Raw genomic sequence first — 17,998 nt, 5'->3', positions numbered from 1 at the left:
CAGATCAGCGCGGCGGCGATGGCGTTGGTCCGGGTCAGCGGCGCGGCAAAGGAAGGGGGGGGGCAAGGTCATGGAACGCTCCAATCTGTCAATTCGGGGCCAGCGCGGCCCGGGCCGGCAGGGCCTGGCGCAGCGCCACAAGGGCGGCGCCAGAGGCCGCAAGGGTGCAAAGGACAAGGAAGGGCACGAGGCCAAGCCGCGCGGCCAGCGTGCCCGCGACCGACATCGCCAGGATGCTCACCACCATGTCGCAAGAGGACAGCCAGGCCGCCTGCGTCACCGCATGATCGCCGCGGCTCGATTGCAGGCAAAGCGCGCGGTAGGGCACATAATAGATGTAGCCCGCCAGCATCGTCACCGCGGTCAGCGCGACAGCAAAACCGCGGCCCCAGATCAGCCCGTGCAACGCCGCCGCGACGCCAAGGCAGAGCGCCAGCAGCATCGTGACTAGCGACAGGCTTTTCCAGCCGCCGATCCGCGCGACGATGCCGCCGCCGATCACCGCGCCCGCCAGGCCAAGCCCGTTCGCCGCCACCGCACTGAAGAGGCCGATCTCGCCGATCTGCAACCCCGCATCGACCTGCAGGACCGGCAGATAGCCCGAGACGAGCCCGATGGCGCCATGGGCCAGAAGCGACACGAGGACAAGCCGTGGCAGGGCCGGGTCCTGCCAGACCGCACGCCACAACCCGCGCAGCGGCGGCCGCGGACGCGGCGGCGTGGCGGGATCGGCAGGCTCTGCCGCGGCCTGAGGCGGCAGGATCGCCACCGCCAGCGCAGGCGCAAGCGTCATCGCCGCCAAAAGCCAGATCCCCTGCCCCCAAGCGCCACCGATCCAGCCCAGCCAGGAGGCGACACCCACCAGAATCCCCCCCAGCGCCATGCCCGCCGCGCCCCAGCCGGGCACCGCCGCGCGGCCCTGTTCGCCAAGGGTTGCCAGAACATAGCCGTCAAGCGTGGTCATGCCGCTCGCCAGCACCAGAAACAGGACCGCCGCCACCGCCATGATCGGGCCGGGCTGGCGTGCCGGATCAAGCGGCAGCAACGCCAGCACCCCGACCGCAGCCAGAATCGAGAGGAGAAGCGTCGCCCGGCGCCAGGCCTGCGCCCGCCCACCCAGCGCCCGGGCGATCGCAAAGGCCCAGAGCCCGCGCAGCACATAGGGCAGATAGACCAGCGCCAGCGCGCTGACGAGTTCCGCCGAATGGCCCGAGGCGCGCAGCATCGGCGGAAAGACATAATAGAAAAACGACATCGGCACCGAGGAGGCCAGCATGAAGGCGAAGACCCCCGTCAGGATGCGCCAGCGCCCCGCCCCCTGCCGCGCCGGGGCGTCCTGGATCGCGGCGCTCATCTGAGCCGCCATCCCGCGGCTTTCTCCTGCGCCGCCCAAAGCCTGCCATAAAGCCCGCCCGCCGCGAGCAGGTCGTCATGCCGCCCGCGCGCCACGATCTGGCCGCCCTCCATCACGATGATCTCGTCGGCCTCGGTCGCCGTGCGCAGCCGATGCGCGATGACGATCACCGTGCGGTCGGTTTCCAGCGCCGCAATCGCGCGTTGGATCGCCGCCTCGCTCAGCGGGTCCATGGCCGAGGTCGCCTCGTCCAGCACGATCACCGGCGCGTCCTTCAGCAGCGCCCGCGCAATCGCCACCCGCTGCCGCTCGCCGCCCGAAAGCGTCCGCCCGGTGTCGCCCAGCACGGTGTCAAGCCCCGCCGGCAGCGCCGCCACCAGATCGCGCAGCTGCGCCGCCGCGATCACCCGGGCCAGCCGGTCCGGATCGGCGCCCGGATCGCCCAGCAGCAGATTGGCGCGCAAGCTGTCGCGAAACAGATGCACGTCTTGCGACACCAGCGAAACCAGCGCCTGCAACGCCGCCGGATCGGCCTCGGACAGATCGACCCCGCCCAGCCGGATCTGCCCGCCGCTCAGGTCGTGAAACCGCAAGAGCAGCGCGACCAGCGTCGATTTCCCCGCGCCGCTTGGTCCGACGATGGCGGTGACCCGACCCTGCCGCGCGGCAAAGGAAATGTCGCGCACGGCATCGGGCTTGTCGGGGGCATGGCGGAACCGCACCGCCTGAAAGTCGATGTCGAGATCGGGGCGGAAATCATGCCGCGTGCCGCCCAGTTCGGGCACCGCCAGAAAGGCGCCGATATTGACCCGCGCCCGTTCGCCCAGCTCCAGCGGCAGCACGATCTTGAGCACGCCGGTGTAAAAGGTGGTCGCCGCCGCAAGCGTCAGGAACAGCGCCGGGATCACCGCAGCCGGATCGGGGGCCGGATCGGGCGCCTGCCCCGCCAGCGCCGAGGCCGCGACGAACAGGATGGCCAGCGGCGCGGCAAAGGCGATCATCGCCGCCCCGGCCTGTTGCAGCGGCACCAGTTTCGGCGCCATCGCCAGCGTCGTGTCATGCAGCGCCTCGACGGCGGCGCGGAGTTGCGCCTGCGCCGTGCCGGTGCGGCCAAAGGCGCGAAACATCGCGATGCCATCGGCATATTCGCCGATCCGCAGCGTCGCCTCGCCGATCATCTCGTTGCGGGCGCGCAGGAAGCGGCTCAGGATCGGCCCGGCGACGAGCAGCGCCGCGACGCCGCCGCCCAGCGCCAGCACGATGGCAAGCCCCGCCGCGGGCGCAAACCAGAGCGCCGCCGCCAGCAGCAGCGCCGTCGCAATAAGCGCATTGAGGAAACGGTTGAGATAAAAGGTCGAGGTCTCGTTCAGCCAGCGGCCGTCCTCGGCGATCAGCGTGGCCAGCTGCGCCGGGGCCCAGCGGCCCGAAAGCGCGCCCAGCGGCACGCGGCGCATATGGGTGACGATGCGGTTGCGCACCGCCTCGGCGGCGTGATTGCCCGCGCCATAGCCCAGCTTCCAGGCGCGCTGGATCACCCGGATGCGCAGCAGCACCGCCAGCAGACAGGCCGCGGCATGGGGGGCGATCTCGGCTACCGTCGCCGGCCCCTCGGCCAGCCGCATCAGCCCCAGCCCCACCGCCAGGGGCGGCACCGCGGCCAGAAACCCCTCGACCCCGGCCAAGCAGGATCGAGACCAGATATTGCCCGCGCATCGGCGGCAGATAGGACCAGATGAACCGGATCAGTTTCATTGTGCCGCCTCCGCTTGCAGGGTCGCGGTGGTGGTGGCGTGGCGGAAGCTGCGCGTCGCCTCCTGCGCCTGCCACATCCGGGCGAAGAGACCGCCCGCCGCCAGCAGCGCCGCATGGCTGCCGCGCTCGACGATCCGGCCGGTTTCAAGCACCAGGATCTCGTCGACATGAACGATGGTGTGCAGCCTGTGCGCGATGACAACGACGGTGCGCCCCCGCGCCAGATCGGCCACCGCATCCTGGATCAGCGCCTCGTTTTCGGGATCGGCAAAGGCCGTCGCCTCGTCAAGGATCAGGATCGGCGCATCCTTCAGGATCGCGCGGGCAATCGAGATCCGCTGCCGCTCGCCCCCCGAAAGCCCGAAGCCGCGTTCACCCAGAACCGTGTCATAGCCCTGCGGCAGGGCGGTGATGAAATCATGCGCCCGCGCCGCGCGGGCCGCCGCCTCGATCTCGGCCCGCGTCGCCCCGGCCCAGGGCGATATTCTCGGCCACGGTGCCGCTGAACAGGAAGACATCCTGAAACACATAGGCCAGATGGCGGTGCAGCGCCTCGGGGTCGATCTCGCACAGGTCCTGCCCGCCGATGCGGATCGTGCCCGCCGCGGCGTCCTGAAACCGGCCGATCAGCCGCGCGACGGTGGATTTGCCCGAGCCCGAGGGCCCCACCAGCGCCAGACAGCGCCCGGCGGGCAGATCGAAGCTGATGTCGGAAATCACCTCGCGCGCGCCATAGGAAGAGCTGACGTGATCGAAGCGGATCGAGGCCTCGGCGATCGCGGGGGTGCCGGTGGCGGGGGGCAGTTCGGCGACATTGCGCAGGGCGTCAAGCCGCTCAAGCAGTTCGTGCTGGCGAAACAGCCGGTGGCTGATGCCCTGAACCGCCGCGAACAGATCGCCAAAACCGTAAGCCACGGCCAGAAAGGCGGCAAAAACCGCCAGATCGACCCATCCCGCCGCCACCGTGGCCATGCGCGACTGAATCTCCAGATAATCGCGCGTCGGCCCCTCGGCATCCTTCATCATCCGGCCCATCATCCACAGCCCGACCAGCATCGGCGCGATCATCAGCAGGGCCAGCCGCCAGCGTGCCGCTGACCACCGAAAGCGCCAGCAAGCCGCGGTGGCGCCGCATCAATCCGATCAGCCGCCCCGCCACCGGCCAGAGCTTCACCCCCGCCTCGTCCGTTCCTGTCGCTGCCACGATCCGCCTCCGATTATTCCGAGTGTTTTCATTAGGATTATGCCTCCGCCCGCTCAACCGCGCCGGGTTGTGATTTGCGAAACAAAACTTGTGCGGCGCGGGCGGCTGCGACATGTCGCGAAATCCGACAAAAACTGTCGTACAATGCGGGACGGATCTGTAGTCTGCGGGCGTGGCAACGGTCGGAGACAGGCGATGAAACGGGGAAGCGGGCTGCAGGCGGCGCTGATCGAGGCGATCGAAGATGAATATCGGGCCCGGGCCAGCTATGCGGCGGGGCTGGTCCGGGCGTTGCGGCGCAAGACCGGCTGAGCCGGCCCCGACACCCGCAGAAGGCCGAACGTCCCCCCGGGGGGCGGGTCACTTCGTCAGGATCAGCTTGCCGTTGCGGGTGATGCGCAGCGTATAGGTGACGCCGTCCAGCTCGATCCGCACAAGGCTTCCCCCCTCGGTCAGCGCCCGCGCGTCATGCAACGGCGGCGCGATGCCGGGGCCTCGCGCCGCATCCGGACCCCGCCTGCCGAACACGCCGTCGAGACCGCGGTCGGCGACGCTTCCAAGCGCAAGTTTCGGCCGTCGCTCGTCATTGCACATGTGCGATTCTCCTTGCGCACCGCTCGGGGCGCGCTGCTCGGGATCGCAGGGGGCCTTGCGGGGAGAAAACCGCCGTTGGGGCCTGCCGATCGGGCGTCAAACCGCCCCTGAAAACTGTCGAGCGTTTCTATCGGGATTCGACGGCGAAGAAAAGCGACAGTTCGATCAGCAGGTTGCGGCACGGCGTCACCCGGAAGGAAACCCGAGTAAAATTCTTGCCTCGCCAATCCGCATGAAAACACTCAAGTATATGATTTCATTGAAAATTCATTTGATTTTCGCGATTGCCGGGTCTATCAAAAGCCAGGCGCCGCGGTTGGGCGGCGCCCGGTTTGAACAGAGGAGACATGTGATGTCTGCCACTTGCGCCAAATGCGCTTTCTTCGAAGATCATGTCGCGAACGGTGAAAAAGAACTGGCCGATGCCGGTCTGTGCCGCTTCAACCCGCCCGTCACCCAGATTGCCCCCGACGCCCGCGGCCTGTGGCCGGTGGTGAAGGAATCCGACTGGTGCGGTCACTTCGAAGAAGAAAACGCCTGATCCGATTTCGCAAGCCAGGTCCGCTTTCCGCCAGCCAGCACGGCCAGCCACAAAGCCCCCAGCCAGCTTTGATCGGGACCACGTCAAAAGGGCAGCGCAGAGCGCTGCCCTTTCTGCATTCCGACCCGGCATTCCGCTTTGACGCTCAGTCGAGATGGGCCACCAGACGGCGCACCGCATTCAGGTAAGCGGTGATCTCGTTGCCCTCGCACAGCAGCGTGGCCACCGCCTCGGCCTGCGCCGCATGCCCGGCATGGCTCAGCCGCGCCACCTGCAGGAACAGCGCCTCATGCCGGGTCGGACGGGGTTGCGATCCGTCCACCCGCCCGAAGCCGAAGGGCGAGTGCCGTGCCACGCGCAGCCGCGCCAGAACCTGCGCCAGATCGGCAAAGATGATCGCCCCCCGCGTCTCGCCCCAGCGCGCCTGCGCCCGGTCGAGCGCAAGGCACCAGCCGTCGCGTTCCGGCGCGCGGTAACTGTCGATCATCAACCGAAGCGCGGCCAGAACATCATCTTGCCAAGGCGCGGCTGTGGCCGGGGCGGCGCCGGCATCGGTCTCGGACGGCAGGGGAAGGTCTTTCATGGGAAGGTCTTTCATGGGGGGGCGCCTTTCCGGGGCAAGCGATCATGCAGGCAGGACAAGGCCGAAATCGGCCGCGATCAGCGCAAGCCAGCCCTTGAGCCGCTCGGGCGTCAGCGCCGCCTGATTGTCCTGATCCAGGGCAAGGCCCAGGAATTCGCCGTCCACCACGGCCAGCGAGTCTTCGAAGTCGTAGCCCGTGGCAGGCCAGCGCCCGACCAGCTTCGCCCCCCGATCCGAGAAGAATTCATGCAGGAAGAACAGCGCGTTGACGAATTCCAGCGGATAGGTGACCTGATCGCCCAGCCCGAACAGCGCGATCGTCTTGCCGCTGAAATCCTGATCGGCGATCCTGGGCAGGAATTCCTCCCAGCTTTCCGAGGCGGCATTGGCGCTCAGCCCCGGCAATTGCCCGTCGCCCAGCGTCGGCGTGCCAAGGATCAGAAAGTCGTGGGCCATGAACGCCGCCACCTCGGTCCGGTTGACGTTGAGCGGCCTGGCCATCACCTCGTCATCGAACATGTCCTTGATCTGCTTTGCAATCTTGCGCGTGGTTCCGGTGTCCGATCCGAAGAAGAGTCCGATCTTCGCCATGATGTCCCCTTTTGGCTGACGGGCCTGTTGCCCCCGAAACTGCTTCGCAAGATCCGTGCCAGGCTTTGCGCGCGGTTTCGAAGCCCATTGTCGGGTAAAATTGTCAGGAATCAACCAAAAGAAAAGCAAATAACTCAACAATGTCGGATTCGCGACGGCGACGCCGGTGAGGCGGGCGCTCTTCGGGCTGCGCGACCGGCTGCCGGCCGATGCGCGCGAGGCCTGTGACCGGGCGATGGCGATCATCCGCACCAACACCACCCTGGCGCTGGCGATCAACACCGGGCTGTTCGTCGCCGCCTCCTCGGGGCGGCTCTCGCCGGTCGCGGCCTCGCTGCTGCACAACGGCTCGACCTTTGCGCTTTTGCTGCATGCGCTGGCGCAGGCGGGCTTTGCCGAAAGCCCCGCGCGGCCCTGACGCAAGGAGAGGGCCAGGGGCCGCTTTGGCCCGGATAATTCTTGACAGAATCGCTTTGGTTTCGCATCCTGCCGGGGACAGGACGGAGGCTTCCATGGTCTGCTGCGTGCATCACATCCCCGGCCGCGCCCGTTTCAAGATCGAGGCGCTGCGCCGCGATGCCGATCTGGCGCGCAAGCTGCATGAGAAGGTCGGCGCGCTCGAAGGCGTGCTGGCGGTCGAGGTGAACCGCGGCGCGGCCTCGGTGATCGTGCATTACCATGTCGAGCGCGGCGAGCTGGGGGCGATCCTGGATCATATCTGCGCCCATTGCCCGAAGGCCGCGCTGACCCGCCCGACGGCATGGCCCGCCGCGAACCGCACGACTGCGCCGATTCCGGGGGCGCAGATCCCGCGCGCCAAACTCTCGCCCGAGTTCAAGCAGGCGATGACTGTGGCGATGAGCAAGGCGGTGCTGAACACCTTCATCACCCGCATCGTCGCCGCCGCGATCTGACCGCCCCGCCTTCTGCCTCCTGCCTTCTCGCCTGCGCCGCGGCCCCGGATCAGGGCTTCTCAGTGCGTTGATCCGTCCGCAGGAACGCGCCCCCGCGCCGCTCCGGGGCAAGGAGGGCCCGCGCCGTCTCCGCTGCCGTCTCCGTTCCGGGGAGGCGCGAGATGGCGCAGGATCGTCGCGGCCAGCGCCTCGACATTTCCGGGCCTGAAATACTGCCCATGCGCCCCGCGGAGGATCTCGACATGGTGGCCCGCGGGATAGGCGCTGCGGAACACCTGCTCCGGCGCCGCGATCTGGCCATAGGGGTTGAGATAGCTGCCCGCGCCGAACAGCCGCAGGGTGGCGCCCGGGTAATGCAGGAAGCGGCCCTGTTCCATCAGGATGGTCAGCGCGACCTCGCGGCCCTGACGCATCAGCGCCAGCCCGACCTCGCGCATCACCAGCCCGCCCTGGCAATTCCCGCCCAGACAAAGCGGGCCGGTCGGGGCGATGGCGGTGATCTCCCCGGCATAAAGCCGACCAAGCGCCATCAGCGTCCCGCTGATGGCGTCGGGTGTCGGCGCTTTTCTCGGCCACGAACAGCATGGCAGAGCGCGAGGCCGCCTCCGCGATGGCTTCGACATCCGCTTTGTCGTTTGGCAGGCGAACCACGCTCCACGCTTCTGGCTGATCCGCCGGTTCTGATGAAACCGACAGGACATACGTGCTGCCATCGGGTCAGGCCCTCCATCACCGGTTCGAACCTGGGTCCGAAAGCGCCCCGCCCCCGCCCCCGCCCCCGCCCCCGCCCGGGGGGAAGCGGTCGGGACGTGGCAAGCGACCGCAAGGATGGCGATTGACAATCGGCGCGCAGTGTGGCCCATCAGGGGGGTCATCGGTCCCCCGTTGATGCCCAAGGCATGAGGGGGGGAAAGAGGGAATACGGTGCGGTGTAGCCATCAGGCGCCAAATCCGTGGCTGCCCCCGCAACTGTGAGCGGCGAGCGATGCCGAAGATGCCACTGGGCCACCGGGCCCGGGAAGGCCGGCAAAGCGAAGACCCGCGAGCCAGGAGACCTGCCTGTGATGCGTGCCGGAGCAATCCGGGCGCCAGTCCGGACGCCGGGGTGCGCGTCTGGCTCGTGGCAGGCCGCGGTCTGCCGCGTGCCTCATCCCGTCCGTCCTTTCACGTCGCCGTCTTCGGACGGACCAGGAGAGGAACGACCCATGATCCCGATGAAAGCCCTGGCCGCTGCGGCCGTGCTGCTTTTGCCAACCGCCGCGCAAGCGCATTTCCAGCTGATCTACACCGAAAATCCGATCATCGAGGGCCCCGGTGACGTGCCCCTGCGGCTGATTTTCTGGCATCCGTTCGAGAATGGCCATGCGATGGACATGGGCGCACCGCAGGCCTTTTATGCCGTCAACAAGGGCAAGAAGATCGACCTGATCGACCGGCTTGAACCGATCACCTTTCAGGGCAAGGACAATGCCGCAGCGGCCTATGCCGCCACCGTGCCGGTGACCAAGGCGGGGGATTACGTCCTTGTCGTCGAGCCCGCGCCCTATCTGGAGCCCAGCGAGGACATCTTCATCCAGCAGTTGACCAAGGTCTATCTGAACCATGCCGAACTGCCCACCGACTGGAGCGAACCGCAGGGGCTTGCCACCGAGATCGTGCCCTTGAACAAGCCCTACAACATCCTCGCCGGATCGACCTTCAGCGGGCAGGTCTTGTCCGAGGGCAAGCCGGTCGCGGGCGCCGAAATCGAGATCGAATACATGGCGGCCGAGCCCGATCTGGCCACCAATGCGCCCAGGGCGCCCAGCGCCGGGCCGATGCCGGGCGGCGCGGTCGTGGCGATCTCGGATGCGAACGGCTATTTCACCTTCGGCGTGCCGAAAGCGGGCTGGTGGGGCTTTGCGGCGCTCGGCACCGGCCCCGCGAAAGAACATGCGGGTAAGGAGCTGAGCCAGGATGCCGTGATCTGGGTCCGCGCCTGGGATGTGAAGTGACATGCATATCGTGGACGGAGCCCTTGCCAATCCGGTGGTGATTGGCGGGGCGGTGGCGGCGGCCGGGGGCATCGCCCTTGGCCTGCGCGCGATGACGATGGAACGCATCCCGGCCGCCGGGGTGCTTTCGGCGGCGTTCTTTGTCGCCTCGCTGGTGCATGTGCCGATCGGCCCCTCTTCGGTGCATCTGATCCTCAACGGCATGGCCGGGCTGGTGCTGGGCTGGGCGGCCTTTCCGGCGCTGTTCGTCGGGCTTTTGCTGCAGGCGGTCTTTTTCGGTTTCGGCGGGGTGACGGTGCTGGGGGTGAACACCTTCAACATCGCGATGCCCGCGGTGATCGTGGGGCTGGTGCTTGGCCCGCTGATCCGCCGCGGCGGCGCCCATGCGGCGATCTGGGGCGGTGTCGGCGGTGCTTTGGCGATTGCGCTGACCACGCTGTGCGTTGCGATCTGTCTGGCGCTGAGCGGCGATCAGTTCCTGGCCGCGGCCAAGCTGGTGTTCTTGGCCCATATCCCGGTGATGGCGGTCGAGGCGGTGCTGACCGCCGCCGCCGTATCCTTGGCGCTGCGCGTCAAACCCGAGCTGTTCCATGTGATGGAGACGACCCGATGAAATCCGCTTCCCTCTTTGCCGCGCTGGCGCTGTGCCTGACGCTGGCCCCGCTGCCCGCGCTCGCGCACAAGGTCATCGCCTCGGCCTATCCCGCGGGCGCCAGGATCGAGGGCGAGATCGGCTTTTCCAATGGGGACATGGCGGTGAACACGACGATCAGCGTCACTGATCCCGCGGGCCGCGTGCTGGGCGAGACGGTGACGGATGACGCGGGCGGCTTCACCTTCACCCCCACCGAGCCGGTCGAACATCTGTTCCGCGCCGATCTGGGGGCGGGACATGTGGCGCAGGTGACGCTTTCGGCCGCGGAGGTGGCGGGAATTCTCGGCAAGGCGGCCAAATCTGCGGCCGCTGTGCCCGCTGCCGCCGGAGCGGCCGCCCCCGCCGCCATGGCGGCCACGGCCGCGATCGACCCCGAGGTGATCGCGGCGGCCCTGCGCGACGAGATCCGCCCGTTGCGGCAGGAAATCGCCGCCTACAAGGAAAAGAACGACCTGCAGACGATCCTGGGCGGGATCGGCTATATCGCCGGGCTTTTCGGTCTGGGCTTTTATCTGGCCGCGCGGCGGCGGCTGATGGCGGGCTGAGCATGGCCCATCTGTTGAGCCTCGCGCCACCGCATCCGGGCGGCGCGACCGGCGGGCCCGGGCCGATCCACGGGCTTGATCCGCGCGGGCGGGTGCTGGCGGCCGCCGCCTTTGCCGTGGTGGTGACCGGGCTCTCGAGCCTGCCCGTGCTGGCGCTGGCGGCGGTCGCGGCGCTGGCGATGCTGCCGCTTTCGGGCCTGCCGCCGGGCCCGACGCTGCGGCGCATGGTGATGATGGACGGGTTCATCCTGGTCATGCTGGTGCTTTTGCCCTTCACCACGCCCGGCACGCCCGCGCTGATCCTGCCGGGGGGCCTTGTGGCCACGCGCGAAGGGCTGCGCCTGGCAGCCGAAATCGCGCTGACGGCGAATGCGGTGATCCTGATGCTGATGGTTCTGGTCGGCACGCTCGACCCGGTGCGGCTGGGCCATGCGCTGGCGCGGCTGCGCCTGCCCCTGCGGCTGGTGCATCTGCTGCTGTTCACCGTGCGCTATATCGAGGTGCTGCGCGCCGAATATGACCGCACGCGGCAGGCGATGCGGGCGCGGGCCTTTCGCCCGGGCTCCAACCGGCACACATGGGTCAGCCTTGGCCAGCTGGTGGGCATGATGCTGGTGCGCGCGCTCGAACGCTCGGAGCGGATCTTGCAGGCGATGAAATGCCGGGGCTTCACCGGGCAGATCCCGTTGCTGGACGATCTGTCCTTCGGGGCCGGGGATCGGCTGTTCGGGGTGCTTTTTGCCCTTGCGCTGGGGTGTTTGATCGCCATGGAGGTCGCCCTTGTCCGCGCTGCTTGAGCTTGACGACATCCATTTCGGCTATCCCGGTCAGGCGCCGGTGCTGGCCGGGGCCAGCCTTGCGCTGGGCCCGGGCGAGCGGATCGCGCTGGTGGGGGCGAATGGCACCGGCAAGTCGACGCTTCTGCGCATCGCGCTGGGGCTGATCCGGCCGGCCCGCGGCACCATCCGCGCCTTTGGCCAGCCCTGCGCGCGCGAGACCGATTTCCAGCAGATGCGCCGCCGCGTCGGTCTGGTGTTTCAGGACCCCGACGATCAGCTGTTTTGCCCCACCGTCGCCGAGGATATCGCCTTTGGCCCGCTCAATCTGGGCCTGTCACGGGCCGAGGCGTTGCGGCGGGTCGATGCGGTGCTGGAGCAGCTGGCGCTGACGGCGCTGCGCAACCGGGTCACGCATCATCTGTCGGGGGGCGAAAAGCGGCTGGTGACGCTGGCCACGGTGCTGGTGATGCGCCCCGAGGTGCTGCTGCTCGACGAGCCGACGAATGCGCTTGATCCCGAAAACGAGGCGCGGCTGCTGGCGATCTTGCAGGCGCTGCCGCAGGCGATCCTGCTGGTCAGCCACGATCCCGCCTTTCGCGCCCGGCTGGTGCAGCGCGAGCTGCATCTGGCCGAGGGGCGGCTGGGTCCGCATCCGCATCCGCGCTGATCTGCGCCCCGCACCACCCCGCCGCCCTTTGGCCGGGCCCTGCGGCCCTTGCCGCGCGCGGCGCGGTAAAATATTACGTTATAACATACCAAATTGGAGACCCCATGCTATCCCGCCTTTCGCTTGCCGCGCTGATCGCGGCCCTGCCCGCCCTGCCGGCTCTCGCCGATCCCGCAACGCTTGCCATCGCCGCGCCCTTCGAGATCAAGGCCGCCGATCCGCTGCTGTCGGGGGATATCTTCCTCAAGCTTGATGTCATGGAAACGCTGGTGAACAGCGACGCCACGGGGGCGCTGTTGCCCGGGCTTGCGGATCGCTGGTCGGTGTCGGAAGACGGGCTCAGCTGGCGCTTTCACATCCGCCCGGGCGTGACATTCCATGACGCGAGCCCGCTGACCGCCGAGGCCGCCGCCGCGGCGCTGACCTGGTCGTGGAAAAAGGAAGGCATCCTGGCCAAGGCGCCGGTGGCCGCGATCACCGCCGAGGGGGAAGAGGTGGTGATTACTCTCAAGACCGCCTTTGCCGCCCTGCCCGCGTTTCTGGCCGAATATCGCACCGGGATCCTGGCGCCCGCCGCCTATGGTGCCGATGGCACGGTGACGGCGCTGATCGGCACCGGGGCGTTCCGGGTGACCGTGCTGGAACCGCCGCTGCGGCTGGAAGCCGTGCGGTTCGACGGCTATTGGGGCGGGCCCGCCAAACTTGAGGCGATCCATTATGCGGGCGTCAGCCGGGCCGAGACCCGGGCCTTGATGGCGGAATCGGGCGATGCGGGGCTGGTGGTGAACCTTGATCCCGCCTCGGTCACCCGGCTTGCTTCGGTCAAGACCGTCACCGTGCATTCCGTTTCGCTGCCGCGGGTGCTGCTGCTGAAACTGAACGCCGCCGCGCCCTTCTTTGACACGGTCGCAGAGCGGCGGGCGCTGTCGCTGGCGATCGACCGGGCCGGGCTGGCGCAGGCGGTGCTGCGCTATCCGGCAGCGGCGACGCAGATGTTTCCGCCCGCGGCGGGGGCCTGGCATGATCCGGCGCTGGCGCCGCTCGGCTACGATCCCGAAGCGGCGAAAGCCGCCTTTGCCGCGGCGGGCTGGGTTCCGGGGCCCGATGGCATCTTGCAGCACGACGGCCAGCCCTTTGCGGTCGAATTGCTGACCTATCCCGACCGGCCGGAACTGCCGCTGACGGCGGCGGTGCTGGACCAGATGCTGCGCGAGGTGGGGATCGCGGTGACGATCAATTCGACGAACTCTTCCGAGATCCCGGCAAAACATGCGGCCGGAACGCTGCAGATGGCGCTTTTTGCCCGCAATTTCGCGCTGGTCCCCGATCCGATCGGCACGCTTATGCAGGATTACGCCCCCACGGGCGATTGGGGGGCGATGGGCTGGGACAATCCCGCCTTCACCGCCGCGGTGCGCAAGATCGCGGCCGAGGGCGGCACGGCTGCCGAAAAAGCCGCCCTTTCCGCGACGTTGCAAGCCGATCTGCCGGTCGTGCCGATCGCCTGGTATCAGCAGACGGCGGCGGTCTCGAATTCCGTCAAGGGGATCGTGATCGACCCCTATGAGCGGACCTTCGGGCTGAAATCGGCGGAGATCGTGCAGTGACCTTCGCGCTTCGTACCCTTGCCTTCCGTCTGTTGCAGGCGGCGGGCGTCGCCCTTGTCGTCGGCGTGATGTCGTTTCTGATGATGCGGGCCATGCCCGGGGACATGGCGTTTCGCATCGCCGCCGCGCGCTACGGCTATGACCTCGCCTCGGCCGATCTGGCCGAGGCGGTGCGGACCGAGCTGAACCTGGACGCCGGGCCGCTGGTGCTTTTCGGGCAGTGGATGGCCGATCTGGCGCGGCTCGATCTGGGCCGGTCGATGGTTTCGGGCCTGCCGGTCTGGGAGGAGATCGCGCACCAGCTGGGCGCCAGCCTGCAGCTGGCGGCGGTGGCGCTGGGCCTGTCGCTGCTGATCGGGCCTCCGCTGGGCATTTACGCCGGGCTGCGGGCCGGGGGACGGTTCGACCGGGCGCTGCTGGTGGCCGCCGCGGCCTTGCGGGCGGTGCCGCAATTCCTGCTGGGCCTTGTGCTGATCGTGGTCCTTGCGGTGCAGCTGCGGCTTTTGCCCGCGGCGGGCCATGGCGACATCAGCCATCTGGTCCTGCCCGCCTTGACGCTGGCGCTGGGGCTGGCCGCGGCCTCGGCGCGGATTGCCCGCGATGCGATGGCGGCCTTTGCCGCCAGCCCCGCCCATGCCTTTGCCTGCACCAAGGGGCTGAGCGACGGACAGGTGCTGCTGCACCACGGGCTGCGGGCCATCGCTGCCCCGCTGCTGACCTATCTCGGCCTGCAATTCGTGCTGCTGGCCGAGGGGGTCGTGGTGGTGGAAACCATCTTCGGCTGGCCCGGCATCGGCCATGCGCTGATCCATGCGGTGTTTCACCGCGACGTGCCGATGGTGCAGGGAACGGCGCTGGTGATGGGGCTCTCCTTCGTTCTTCTCAACACGCTGATCGATCTGGCCGTGCGGCGCATCGACCCGCGGGAGGTCCGCGCATGACGACAAGGCATCTTGGCTTCGGCCTGTTGGGCGCCCTGGTGGCCCTTGCGTTGATCGGGCCGCTGATCGAGCCTTTGGGGCCGTTCAAACAGACGCTCTTGCGGGCGCTGGCCGGGCCCGATGCGCTGGCCTGGTTCGGCTATGATCATCTGGGCCGCTCGATGTTCGCGCGGCTGTCGCAGGCGCTGCGGCTGTCGCTGACGATCGCTTTCGCCGCCACCGCGACTGCCGCCGCGCTTGGGATCTTTCTTGGCGCGCTGGCCAGCTGGCGCGGCGGCTGGCTCGACCGCGGCCTGTCGCTTCTGGCTGACAGCGTGCTGGCTTTGCCCGCCCTGCTGATGGTGCTGATGATGGGGGTCATCTTGCCCTCGACGCCGCTCGCCTTCTGGGCGGGGCTGGCCGCGGTGCAATGGATCGAGTTCTTCCGCCTGACCCGGTCCGTCGCGCGCAGCCAGCTGGCCAGCCCCGCGGTCGAGGCCGCCAGGCTGCAGGGCTTCGGCCCGGTCTGGGTGTTTCGCCGCATCCTCTGGCCCGAGATCGGCCCGATGCTGCGCACCGCCACGGCTTTCGGCGTCGCCAATGCCATCGCCGCCATCGCCGCGCTGGGCTTTGTCAGCGTCGGCATGCGCGCGCCGACGCCGGAACTCGGGCTGATGATGGTCGAGCTGCTGCCGAGCTGGCGCGAGGCGCCCTTTGCGCTTTTGCAACCCGTCGCGGCCTGTTTCGCGCTGCTTTTGTCCCTCAACCTGATCGCCGGAGGCCGCGAATGACCCTGTTGCAGGCAAAAGACATCACCGTCAGGACCGGGGCCGAGCGGCTTCTGGACCCGGTGTCGCTGACGCTGCCCGCGGGGCGGGCGGTGACGGTTCTGGGCGAAAGCGGTTCGGGCAAGAGCCTGCTGGCGCAGGCGATCCTGGGCACGCTGCCGCGCGGGCTGGTGGCGGACGGAGAGCTGCGGGTGGGCGAGACGAAGCTTGACCCGGCCCGGCCGCAAGGCAGCCGGGCGCTCTGGGGGCGCCAGATCGCGGTTCTGCCGCAAGAGCCCTGGCTGGCGCTCGATCCGCTGATGACCGGCCATTATCAGCTGGCCGAGGTCTTTGACCTTGTCGCCGCCGATCCCCGGCCGGGGCGGCGGGCCAAGGCCGATCTGGCCGAGCTGGGCCTCGAGGGCGCGGGGGGGAAATACCCCTGGCAGCTTTCGGGCGGCATGGCGCAGCGGCTGGCCTTTGCGGCGGCGCGGGCGGGCGGAGCGCGGATCACCGTCGCCGACGAGCCGACGAAGGGGCTCGACAGCGACCGGCGCGACGATGTGCTCGCGCTGTTGCGGCGCGGGCTCGAAGGCGGCGGCCTTTTGACGATCACCCATGATCTGACGCTTGCGGCGGGCCTGGGCGGCGAGATCCTGGTGATGCAGGGCGGCACCGTGGTCGAACGCGGCCCGGCCGAACGCGTGCTGACCGCGCCCGAACATCCCTATACCCGGGCGCTGATCGCGGCCGATCCGGCGCATTGGCCGCGCCCCGATCCGATGCCCGAAACCGCGCCGCTGCTGCGGGCCGAGGGGTTCACGGTGGCGCGCGACGGCCGGAGCCTGTTTGCGCCGCTCGATTTCACCCTCTCGCCCGGGCAGATTCTGGCGGTGGCGGGGCCCTCGGGCTGCGGCAAGTCGAGCCTTGGCAATGCGCTGTTGGGGCTTTTGCCGCATCAGGGCAGGCTTTGGCGGGACCCGGCGCTGCCGAAACTTGCCTTTCAGAAGCTCTGGCAGGATCCGCCCGCCGCCTTTCCGGCGCGGATCACGCTGGCCGAGGGGCTGGACGACCTGCTGGCACGGCATCGGATCGACCGGGTTCGGGTGGCGCCGCTGCTGGATCGGCTGAAGCTGTCGCCCGATCTTCTGGCGCGCAGGCCCGGTGCGGTTTCGGGGGGCGAGCTGCAGCGCATCGCGCTTTTGCGGGCGCTGCTGCTTGATCCCGCGGTCCTGTTCGCCGACGAGCCGACCTCGCGGCTCGATCCGGTGACGCAGGCGCTGACGATCCGGCTGATGGTCGAGATCGGCCGTGAAAGTGGCATGGCGATGGTGATCGTCAGCCATGACCACGCGCTGCTCGAGGCGATCAGCGACCGGGTGATCCGGCTGACACCGATATAGAAGTCCCCCGCGCCGAAGCTGCCGGCAGAGAGCGGCCCCTCACGCGCCCCTCTGTAACTTCTAGTTTCGGCCTCCTTGATATGCTGGGGGGCTTTCAAGTTGGGCGGTCAGACCCATGATTTGCGACGCTACTTCCCTAGCTTGCTTGATTAGCGCCTCATAGTCTGCGGGCGTCTTTGCTTCATCTTTTGCGAAGACATCCTTCAATTGAGCCCACAAGATGTGCCCTTGACGCTCGATGGGCGCAGACTTCATCTCTGCGAACATGCCCTGCGGACCAGAGAGCATCATCGGGCGTCGTCCCTCATGGCGGATCCATTCCTGATGGTTTGCTTGGCAGGCTGACCTCAACGCTAAAAGTGCTCGGTATACGTCGTCCAGAACGGTGTTGGCTTGGATTTTCAAGCTGGTCAGTTCGGCGGCGCGGGCCTGCGCCGCACTCTTCACAGATGACCTGTAGGCCAGGTGAGCGTAGAGGACTGCTAAAACGGTCAAGAAGAGTGTCACTCCCTCAAACCAATACTCAACGATCAAACCGAGGAACTTCAGTCCATTTCTCCATCGCGATGACCGGCTGTCGTTCCGGTAAGTGGAGATATGGGCATGACCGGCCCATGGCGCGAGGTGTTGGGTGCTAGCTGGATTGGGGAGGAAGAGGTTTTTCTTGCGCGTTGCCGCGTTGCCACTCTCTTGACCTGACTTGAGTTGCTTCCACGGCGCTTCCAGGGGTTTTGCACCAATGCCAAAAGCCGCCCGTGGGCGGCCGTAATGCACTGTATTCATTCATAAATTTTGGTTGCGGGGGCAGGATTTGAACCTGCGGCCTTCAGGTTATGAGCCTGACGAGCTACCGGGCTGCTCCACCCCGCGTTATGTCCCGAGGGCTTTGTTTGCGATCGGGGTTTATTGGTATCGTTTTGAGAGAACTTTGGCTTCTTACTAGGTTTGGCGGTGACCTACTCTCCCACGTCTTGAGACGCAGTACCATCGGCGTGTTGGCCCTTAACGGCCGAGTTCGGGATGGGATCGGGTGTTTAGCCAACGCTATGACCACCAAACCGAGGAAGAAGCCATCTGTCCAAGTCAAGTATCAGGAGAAGCTCGCGTACCGCGGATGCGGTCACCGGC

General features: G+C 67.8%; 21 protein-coding genes, 1 tRNA gene, 1 rRNA gene and 1 riboswitch. Of the genes, 12 read left to right on the top strand and 11 right to left on the bottom strand.

Going from position 1 to position 17,998, the window contains the following annotated elements:
• Nucleotides 1–88: 88 nt before the first annotated feature.
• From LY44_RS16960 to hemP, 5 genes are all read right to left on the bottom strand, one after another.
• Complete coding sequence (locus tag LY44_RS16960) at nucleotides 89–1,354, bottom strand: MFS transporter (RefSeq protein WP_146707274.1); 1,266 nt, start codon at nucleotides 1,352–1,354, stop codon at nucleotides 89–91.
• Nucleotides 1,351–3,036, bottom strand: a complete 1,686-nt coding sequence (locus LY44_RS16955; protein ID WP_055211531.1) for an ABC transporter ATP-binding protein — start codon at nucleotides 3,034–3,036, stop codon at nucleotides 1,351–1,353. The genes LY44_RS16960 and LY44_RS16955 overlap by 4 nt, the downstream gene beginning before the upstream one ends.
• Nucleotides 3,037–3,102: 66 nt before the next feature.
• On the bottom strand, nucleotides 3,103–3,624 hold the full coding sequence (locus tag LY44_RS18485) for an ATP-binding cassette domain-containing protein (RefSeq protein WP_055211533.1): 522 nt from the start codon (nucleotides 3,622–3,624) through the stop codon (nucleotides 3,103–3,105).
• Nucleotides 3,524–4,174 (bottom strand): ABC transporter ATP-binding protein, encoded by a 651-nt coding sequence (locus LY44_RS18480; protein WP_055211535.1) that lies wholly within the window; start codon nucleotides 4,172–4,174, stop codon nucleotides 3,524–3,526. Before LY44_RS18480 ends, LY44_RS18485 begins: the two co-directional genes overlap by 101 nt.
• A 496-nt stretch (nucleotides 4,175–4,670) precedes the next feature.
• Nucleotides 4,671–4,796 (bottom strand): hemin uptake protein HemP, encoded by a 126-nt coding sequence (hemP, locus tag LY44_RS18360; RefSeq protein WP_223230756.1) that lies wholly within the window; start codon nucleotides 4,794–4,796, stop codon nucleotides 4,671–4,673.
• A 163-nt stretch (nucleotides 4,797–4,959) separates the two neighbouring features.
• Here hemP and LY44_RS18540 point away from each other — a divergent pair, with 163 nt between their 5' ends.
• Nucleotides 4,960–5,445 carry a hypothetical protein gene (locus tag LY44_RS18540; protein WP_317617967.1) on the top strand — a complete coding sequence of 162 codons (486 nt, stop codon included), beginning with the start codon at nucleotides 4,960–4,962 and terminating at the stop codon, nucleotides 5,443–5,445.
• Between the two features lie 145 nt (nucleotides 5,446–5,590).
• On the opposite strand, the gene LY44_RS16935 is transcribed toward LY44_RS18540, so the two are convergent.
• Both LY44_RS16935 and LY44_RS16930 read right to left on the bottom strand, forming a co-directional pair.
• Entirely contained in the window at nucleotides 5,591–6,028 is a 438-nt protein-coding gene (locus LY44_RS16935; protein WP_146707273.1) for a hypothetical protein, read from the bottom strand.
• A 42-nt stretch (nucleotides 6,029–6,070) separates the two neighbouring features.
• Nucleotides 6,071–6,619 (bottom strand): flavodoxin, encoded by a 549-nt coding sequence (locus tag LY44_RS16930; protein ID WP_055211541.1) that lies wholly within the window; start codon nucleotides 6,617–6,619, stop codon nucleotides 6,071–6,073.
• A gap of 166 nt (nucleotides 6,620–6,785) precedes the next feature.
• Here LY44_RS16930 and LY44_RS16925 point away from each other — a divergent pair, with 166 nt between their 5' ends.
• The gene (locus tag LY44_RS16925; RefSeq protein WP_111396068.1) at nucleotides 6,786–7,037 is read left to right on the top strand and encodes a hypothetical protein; all 252 of its coding nucleotides are present in this window, start codon (nucleotides 6,786–6,788) and stop codon (nucleotides 7,035–7,037) included.
• 94 nt (nucleotides 7,038–7,131) lie between these two features.
• Entirely contained in the window at nucleotides 7,132–7,533 is a 402-nt protein-coding gene (locus tag LY44_RS16920) for an HMA2 domain-containing protein (protein ID WP_065118435.1), read from the top strand.
• 59 nt (nucleotides 7,534–7,592) lie between these two features.
• Here the strand turns inward: LY44_RS16920 and LY44_RS16915 are convergent, their stop codons facing one another.
• Complete coding sequence (locus tag LY44_RS16915; RefSeq protein WP_249031102.1) at nucleotides 7,593–8,063, bottom strand: alpha/beta hydrolase family protein; 471 nt, start codon at nucleotides 8,061–8,063, stop codon at nucleotides 7,593–7,595.
• 328 nt (nucleotides 8,064–8,391) lie between these two features.
• A riboswitch (cobalamin riboswitch) is annotated at nucleotides 8,392–8,610 on the top strand.
• 128 nt (nucleotides 8,611–8,738) lie between these two features.
• Here LY44_RS16915 and LY44_RS16910 point away from each other — a divergent pair.
• The 9 genes from LY44_RS16910 (at nucleotide 8,739) to LY44_RS16870 (ending at nucleotide 16,870) form a co-directional block, all read left to right on the top strand.
• Nucleotides 8,739–9,527, top strand: a complete 789-nt coding sequence (locus tag LY44_RS16910; RefSeq protein ID WP_394325858.1) for a DUF4198 domain-containing protein — start codon at nucleotides 8,739–8,741, stop codon at nucleotides 9,525–9,527.
• A gap of 1 nt (nucleotide 9,528) precedes the next feature.
• Entirely contained in the window at nucleotides 9,529–10,140 is a 612-nt protein-coding gene (gene cbiM, locus LY44_RS16905; RefSeq protein WP_055212055.1) for a cobalt transporter CbiM, read from the top strand.
• Entirely contained in the window at nucleotides 10,137–10,727 is a 591-nt protein-coding gene (locus tag LY44_RS16900; protein WP_055212053.1) for a hypothetical protein, read from the top strand. The genes cbiM and LY44_RS16900 overlap by 4 nt, the downstream gene beginning before the upstream one ends.
• Nucleotides 10,728–10,729: 2 nt before the next feature.
• A complete protein-coding gene (gene cbiQ / locus LY44_RS16895; protein ID WP_055212051.1) occupies nucleotides 10,730–11,524 on the top strand; it encodes a cobalt ECF transporter T component CbiQ in 795 nt (264 codons plus the stop codon).
• Nucleotides 11,508–12,173, top strand: coding sequence for an energy-coupling factor ABC transporter ATP-binding protein (locus tag LY44_RS16890; protein ID WP_055212049.1), 666 nt, complete (start codon nucleotides 11,508–11,510; stop codon nucleotides 12,171–12,173). Before cbiQ ends, LY44_RS16890 begins: the two co-directional genes overlap by 17 nt.
• A 104-nt stretch (nucleotides 12,174–12,277) precedes the next feature.
• Entirely contained in the window at nucleotides 12,278–13,780 is a 1,503-nt protein-coding gene (locus tag LY44_RS16885; RefSeq protein ID WP_055212047.1) for an ABC transporter substrate-binding protein, read from the top strand.
• Nucleotides 13,777–14,721 (top strand): ABC transporter permease, encoded by a 945-nt coding sequence (locus tag LY44_RS16880; RefSeq protein WP_055212045.1) that lies wholly within the window; start codon nucleotides 13,777–13,779, stop codon nucleotides 14,719–14,721. The genes LY44_RS16885 and LY44_RS16880 overlap by 4 nt, the downstream gene beginning before the upstream one ends.
• Entirely contained in the window at nucleotides 14,718–15,491 is a 774-nt protein-coding gene (locus LY44_RS16875; protein WP_055212043.1) for an ABC transporter permease, read from the top strand. The genes LY44_RS16880 and LY44_RS16875 overlap by 4 nt, the downstream gene beginning before the upstream one ends.
• Complete coding sequence (locus LY44_RS16870) at nucleotides 15,488–16,870, top strand: ABC transporter ATP-binding protein (RefSeq protein WP_055212041.1); 1,383 nt, start codon at nucleotides 15,488–15,490, stop codon at nucleotides 16,868–16,870. Before LY44_RS16875 ends, LY44_RS16870 begins: the two co-directional genes overlap by 4 nt.
• A gap of 60 nt (nucleotides 16,871–16,930) precedes the next feature.
• Here LY44_RS16870 and LY44_RS16865 read toward each other — a convergent pair whose 3' ends face one another.
• The 3 genes from LY44_RS16865 to rrf all read right to left on the bottom strand — a co-directional run bounded on the left by LY44_RS16865 (nucleotide 16,931) and on the right by rrf (nucleotide 17,928).
• The gene (locus LY44_RS16865; RefSeq protein WP_146707272.1) at nucleotides 16,931–17,653 is read right to left on the bottom strand and encodes a hypothetical protein; all 723 of its coding nucleotides are present in this window, start codon (nucleotides 17,651–17,653) and stop codon (nucleotides 16,931–16,933) included.
• Nucleotides 17,654–17,663: 10 nt separating this feature from the next.
• Nucleotides 17,664–17,740, bottom strand: a tRNA-Met gene (locus LY44_RS16860).
• A gap of 73 nt (nucleotides 17,741–17,813) precedes the next feature.
• Nucleotides 17,814–17,928, bottom strand: a 5S ribosomal RNA gene (gene rrf / locus LY44_RS16855).
• Between the last annotated feature and the right edge of the window lie 70 nt (nucleotides 17,929–17,998).

The sequence above is a fragment of the Rhodobacter capsulatus genome, assembly GCF_003254295.1.
GTDB classification, from domain to species: Bacteria; Pseudomonadota; Alphaproteobacteria; order Rhodobacterales; family Rhodobacteraceae; genus Rhodobacter; species Rhodobacter capsulatus.
This window is presented reverse-complemented; position numbering and strand designations above follow the sequence as displayed.

Excerpts from the sequence above, each read along its gene's own strand:
- LY44_RS16930 (WP_055211541.1), bottom strand. The coding sequence starts at position 6,619 with ATGGCGAAGATCGGACTCTTCTTCGGATCGGACACCGGAACCACGCGC.
- LY44_RS16885 (WP_055212047.1), top strand. The coding sequence starts at position 12,278 with ATGCTATCCCGCCTTTCGCTTGCCGCGCTGATCGCGGCCCTGCCCGCC.
- LY44_RS16935 (WP_146707273.1), bottom strand. The coding sequence starts at position 6,028 with ATGAAAGACCTTCCCCTGCCGTCCGAGACCGATGCCGGCGCCGCCCCG.
- LY44_RS16900 (WP_055212053.1), top strand. The coding sequence starts at position 10,137 with ATGAAATCCGCTTCCCTCTTTGCCGCGCTGGCGCTGTGCCTGACGCTG.
- LY44_RS16870 (WP_055212041.1), top strand. The coding sequence starts at position 15,488 with ATGACCCTGTTGCAGGCAAAAGACATCACCGTCAGGACCGGGGCCGAG.
- LY44_RS16960 (WP_146707274.1), bottom strand. The coding sequence starts at position 1,354 with ATGAGCGCCGCGATCCAGGACGCCCCGGCGCGGCAGGGGGCGGGGCGC.
- LY44_RS18485 (WP_055211533.1), bottom strand. The coding sequence starts at position 3,624 with ATGTCTTCCTGTTCAGCGGCACCGTGGCCGAGAATATCGCCCTGGGCC.
- LY44_RS16865 (WP_146707272.1), bottom strand. The coding sequence starts at position 17,653 with ATGAATACAGTGCATTACGGCCGCCCACGGGCGGCTTTTGGCATTGGT.
- cbiM (WP_055212055.1), top strand. The coding sequence starts at position 9,529 with ATGCATATCGTGGACGGAGCCCTTGCCAATCCGGTGGTGATTGGCGGG.
- LY44_RS18480 (WP_055211535.1), bottom strand. The coding sequence starts at position 4,174 with ATGATCGCGCCGATGCTGGTCGGGCTGTGGATGATGGGCCGGATGATG.
- cbiQ (WP_055212051.1), top strand. The coding sequence starts at position 10,730 with ATGGCCCATCTGTTGAGCCTCGCGCCACCGCATCCGGGCGGCGCGACC.
- LY44_RS16915 (WP_249031102.1), bottom strand. The coding sequence starts at position 8,063 with ATGGCGCTTGGTCGGCTTTATGCCGGGGAGATCACCGCCATCGCCCCG.
- LY44_RS16875 (WP_055212043.1), top strand. The coding sequence starts at position 14,718 with ATGACGACAAGGCATCTTGGCTTCGGCCTGTTGGGCGCCCTGGTGGCC.
- LY44_RS16910 (WP_394325858.1), top strand. The coding sequence starts at position 8,739 with ATGATCCCGATGAAAGCCCTGGCCGCTGCGGCCGTGCTGCTTTTGCCA.
- LY44_RS16920 (WP_065118435.1), top strand. The coding sequence starts at position 7,132 with ATGGTCTGCTGCGTGCATCACATCCCCGGCCGCGCCCGTTTCAAGATC.